Annotated in this window: 5 protein-coding genes and 1 pseudogene; all 6 read left to right on the forward strand. The window is 68.0% G+C overall.

Features of this window, described 5'->3' with window-relative positions; translation table 11 throughout:
* A pseudogene (locus tag FHD68_RS19200) lies at positions 1–258 on the forward strand (hypothetical protein); the annotation flags it as partial.
* An 8-nt stretch (positions 259–266) separates the two neighbouring features.
* The gene (locus tag FHD68_RS17630) at positions 267–1,133 is read left to right on the forward strand and encodes a glycosyltransferase family 2 protein (protein WP_425277557.1); all 867 of its coding nucleotides are present in this window, start codon (positions 267–269) and stop codon (positions 1,131–1,133) included.
* A gap of 108 nt (positions 1,134–1,241) precedes the next feature.
* The gene (gene fabA / locus FHD68_RS17635) at positions 1,242–1,751 is read left to right on the forward strand and encodes a bifunctional 3-hydroxydecanoyl-ACP dehydratase/trans-2-decenoyl-ACP isomerase (RefSeq protein ID WP_127898895.1); all 510 of its coding nucleotides are present in this window, start codon (positions 1,242–1,244) and stop codon (positions 1,749–1,751) included.
* Positions 1,752–1,775: 24 nt separating this feature from the next.
* Positions 1,776–3,005 carry a beta-ketoacyl-ACP synthase I gene (gene fabB / locus FHD68_RS17640; RefSeq protein WP_139086412.1) on the forward strand — a complete coding sequence of 410 codons (1,230 nt, stop codon included), beginning with the start codon at positions 1,776–1,778 and terminating at the stop codon, positions 3,003–3,005.
* Positions 3,006–3,021: 16 nt separating this feature from the next.
* On the forward strand, positions 3,022–3,825 hold the full coding sequence (locus FHD68_RS17645; RefSeq protein ID WP_127898897.1) for an enoyl-ACP reductase FabI: 804 nt from the start codon (positions 3,022–3,024) through the stop codon (positions 3,823–3,825).
* Between the two features lie 27 nt (positions 3,826–3,852).
* Complete coding sequence (locus FHD68_RS17650; protein ID WP_127898898.1) at positions 3,853–4,677, forward strand: alpha/beta fold hydrolase; 825 nt, start codon at positions 3,853–3,855, stop codon at positions 4,675–4,677.
* Positions 4,678–4,808: the final 131 nt, after the last annotated feature.

A 4,808-nucleotide genomic window follows, 5' to 3' on the forward strand; every position in this document is an offset into this window, starting at 1 on the left:
GCGCAGGAGGCCGCCAGCGCCGCGCAGGACGCGGCGGACGCCGCCGCCGAGACGGCCGATGCCGCCACCGTCGCCGCCCGGATCGAGGCGCTGCTGACCCCCGAGGGCTTCGACCGCGCCCAGGTCGACAGCATCATCGACGGCGCGGCCATCCCCGACACGCAGAAGCAGACGCTCAAGCAGCTGGTGTCGCAGGCAGAGGGCGACCCCGCCCTGCTGGCCGCCGCGCTGGAGCAGGTCAAGGCGGTCATGCGCTGATGACGGTCCTGCCGATCCGGGACATGGCGCCGTTCCTGGCCGGGCGGCCCGCCGTCCTGGCCCGCGGACCGCTTGCCGTGATCCTGGTCGAGGACGACACCGCCGTCGCGGCAACGCTGCGCCATCATCTGGACCGGGGCTTTCGCCACATCCTGCTGATGTCGGACCAGCCGCAGGATCTGCCCGACGCGATGGCCGCGCAGGTGACGCAGCTGCGTTACGACGCGCGCAGGCCTGCGGCCCATGTCCAGGCGGTGAACGCGGTGATCCGCGCCGTGCCGACCGGCACCTGGCTTTACTACGGCTTCAACGCCGAGTTCCTGTTCTATCCCTTCTGCGAAACCCGAAGCGTCGGAGAGATGCTGGCCTTTCACACCGAGGAACGGCGCGCCGCGATGCTGTCCTATGTGATCGATCTTTATGCGGGTGATCTGCGGGCCTGCCCCGACGCGGTCGATCTTGACGGGGCGCTGTTCGACCGGACGGGATACTATGCCCTGGGCCGTCGCGGCACGGACGGCCAGATCCGCGAACGCCAGCTGGACTTTCATGGCGGCCTGCGCTGGCGCTATGAGGAGTTCCTGCCGGCAGACCGTCGCCGCATCGACCGCATCGCACTGTTCCGCGCCGCCCCCGGCCTGACGGTGACCGCCGACCACCGCTTCTCGATCGAGGAGTACAACACCTACTCCTGTCCCTGGCACCACAACCTGACGGCCGCTGTGGCATCCTTTCGGGTCGCCAAGGCGCTGGTACGCAACCCCGGATCGCGCGAACAGGTCCGCGACATGACCTGGCGCAATTCGCACCGCTTCGACTGGACCAGCCAGCAGCTGATGGACCTGGGCCTGATGGAGCCGGGACAGTGGTTCTAGACGGCTGCGGCTTGCCCTTGCGCGGGTCTTGCCCCGGATGATAGACCCTGCGGCAACCTGAAAAACCGACCGGCCCGCAGGGGCTGCACAGATGAAGGCGTGACCCGGATGGCATTGACCCAGACCAGCTTCGACCGCGACGACCTGCTTGCCTGCGCGCGCGGAGAACTGTTCGGCCCCGGAAATGCCCAGCTGCCCGAACCGCCCATGCTGATGATGGACCGCATCACCGACGTGTCCGAGGACGGCGGAGCGCATGGCAAGGGCCATATCGTCGCCGAATTCGACGTCACGCCCGACCTGTGGTTCTTCGGCTGCCACTTTCCCGGCAACCCGATCATGCCCGGCTGCCTGGGCTTGGACGGGCTGTGGCAGCTGACCGGCTTCAACCTGGGCTGGCGCGGCTGGCAGGGGCGCGGTTACGCCCTGGGCGTCGGAGAGGTCAAGCTGACCGGCATGGTGCGGCCCGACCGCAAGATGCTGCGCTATACCGTCGATTTCACCAAGGCCGTCCAGACCCGTCGCCTGACCATGGGCGTGGCCGATGGCCGGGTCGAGGCGGACGGAGAGCTGATCTATCAGGTCAAGGACATGAAAGTGGCCCTGTCGGCCAGCTGACCCCACCCATTCAAGGAGGCCCCCATGCGTCGTGTCGTCATCACCGGGCTTGGTATCGTATCCCCCATCGGCAACAATGCCGACGAGGTCACTGACAGCCTGCGCGCGGGCAAGTCGGGCATCGTCTTCGCCCCCGAATATGCCGAGCACGGCTTTCGCAGCCAGGTCCACGGCATGCCGCAGATCGTGCTGGAGGATCATATCGACAAGCGCAACCTGCGCTTCATGGGTCCGGGTGCCGCCTACAACTTCCTGGCCATGGAACAGGCCATCAAGGACAGCGGCCTGGAGGAAGGCGACGTCTCGAACGAGCGCACCGGCCTGATCATGGGATCGGGCGGGCCGTCCACGTCGAACTTCTTCCTGGCGCATCAGACGGTGATCGAGAAGGGCAGCCCCAAGCGCATGGGCCCCTTCATGGTCACGCGCTGCATGTCCTCCACCAATTCGGCCTGCCTTGCCACGCCCTTTAAGATCAAGGGCGTGAATTACTCCATCACCTCGGCCTGCGCGACGTCGGCGCATTGCATCGGCAACGGGGTCGAGCAGATCCAGATGGGCAAGCAGGACATCGTCTTTGCCGGCGGCGGCGAGGAGCTGGACTGGACGCTGTCGTGCCTGTTCGACGCGATGGGCGCGATGTCGTCGAAATACAACGACACGCCCGAGACCGCGTCGCGCCCCTATGACGCGACCCGCGACGGGTTCGTGATCGCGGGCGGCGGCGGCGTCGTCGTGCTGGAGGAGCTGTCCCACGCCCTGGCGCGCGGCGCCAAGATCTATGCCGAGGTCACGGGTTACGGCGCGACCAGCGACGGCTACGACATGGTCGCCCCCTCCGGCGAGGGCGGCGAGCGTGCGATGCGCGTGGCCATGTCCACCCTGCCCGAGGACCGAAAGGTCAGCTACATCAACGCGCACGGCACCTCGACGCCCGTGGGCGATCTGGGCGAAATCAAGGCCATCCGCCGCATCTTCGGCGAGGGGTCGACCCCGCCCGTCAGCTCGACCAAGTCGCTGACCGGGCACTCCCTGGGTGCGACCGGCGTTCACGAGGCGATCTACAGCCTGCTGATGTTGCAGAATGACTTCATCGCGGCCTCGGCGAACGTCACGACGCTGGACCCCGAGATTCAATCGGGCGAGATTGCGACCAGCCGCGTGGACAACGCCGGGTTGGATTCGGTCCTGTCGAACAGCTTCGGCTTTGGCGGCACGAATGCCACCGTGCTGATGTCGCGCTATCAGGACTGAGGCAAAGGACCAACGCATGGGCGATCTTCTGAAGGGCAAGCGCGGGCTTGTGATGGGGGTCGCCAACGAGCGGTCCATTGCCTGGGGCATCGCGCGCGCGCTAGCCGACCAGGGGGCAGAGCTGGCGTTCAGCTATCAGGGCGAAGCGTTCGGCAAGCGCGTCGAACCGCTGGCGGCCTCTGTGGGGTCGGACCTGCTGGTCGATGTGGACGTGACGAACGACGCGTCGCTGGACGCGGCCTTCGCCACGCTGGCCGACCGGTGGGGTTCGATCGACTTCCTGATCCACGCCGTCGCCTTCTCCAACAAGGACGAGCTGACCGGCCGGTTCATGAACACCAGCCGCGCCAACTTCAAGCACAGCCTGGAGATCAGCTGCTACTCGCTGATCGAGGTCGCGCGCCGCGCCCATCCGCTGATGGCGGCCAAGGACGGATCGGGCGGCGGGTCGATCATCACCCTGACCTATGGCGGGTCGAACCGCGTGACGCCGTTCTACAACGTCATGGGCGTCGCAAAGGCCGCGCTGGAAAGCAGCGTGCGGTATCTGGCCAACGACCTTGGCCCGGACGGCATCCGCGTGAACGCGATCAGCCCCGGCCCGATGAAGACCCTGGCAGGCGCGGCCATCGGCGGCGCGCGCAAGACCTTCCGCCACACCGAGGCCAATGCACCCTTGCGCGCCAACGCCACGCTGGAATCCATCGGCGGCACCGCCGTCTGGCTGCTGTCCGACTGGGGCGCCTGCACCACCGGAGAGATCGTGATGGTCGATGGCGGCTATCACGTGCTGGGCATGCCGCAGAGCGAGAACCTGTAGCGGCAATCACGACAGGGGGGCGGCGGCATGTCGGTTTTCACGGCGGGTGACGGGGCGCGCATCGCTTTTTCCGACCAGGGGACCGGCCTGCCCGTCCTGTGCCTGGCGGGCCTGACCCGCAGCATGTCCGATTTCGACTATGTCGCGCCGCACCTGACCGGGGTACGCCTGATCCGCATGGATTACCGCGGCCGCGGCGCGTCCGAATGGACCGGAGCCGAAACCTATACCGTCCCGCGCGAAGCGCGCGATGTGATCGACCTGCTGGATCATTTGGGGATCGACCGTGCCGCAGTGCTGGGCACGTCGCGCGGCGGCCTGGTCGGCATGGTGCTGGCCGCGACCGCGCATGACCGCCTGTCGGGCCTGTGCCTGAACGATGTCGGCCCCGAGATCGCGCGCGCCGCGCTGGAGCGGATCTTCGACTATGTCGGGCGCAATCCCGCGGCTGCCAGCCATTCCGAACTGGCGGCGCGCCTGCCCGGGCTGATGCCGGGCTTTGCCGACGTGCCGCCGGGACGGTGGCTGGAGGACGTGCGCCGCCATTACCACGAAACGCCGGAGGGGTTGCGCATTACCTATGACCCCGCCCTGCGAGAGGCGTTCCTGGCCGCGTTCCAGGGCGATCCGGTCGATCTGTGGCCGTTGTGGCAGGCGACGGCCGGCCTGCCGGTCGCACTGATCCGGGGGGCGAATTCGGACCTTCTGTCGCCTGCGGTGGCCGCGCGCATGAAGGACATGCGCCCGGACCTGATCCTGGCCGAGGTGCCCGGCCGCGCCCATATCCCCTGGCTGGACGAGGCCCCTGCCCTGGACGCGATCCGCCGCTGGCTGGCGGCCTGCGGCGCCTAGCCGCCGATCGCCCGCAACGCCCAGAACAGCGCGCCCGACAGGGCCGCCGCCGCCGGAACCGTGACCACCCAGGCCGCGCCGATGGTCAGCACATGCGACCGGCGCACCAGCTTGCGGCGGCGACGCTCCTC

Source organism: Paracoccus marcusii (assembly GCF_006151785.1).
Classification (GTDB): domain Bacteria; phylum Pseudomonadota; class Alphaproteobacteria; order Rhodobacterales; family Rhodobacteraceae; genus Paracoccus; species Paracoccus marcusii.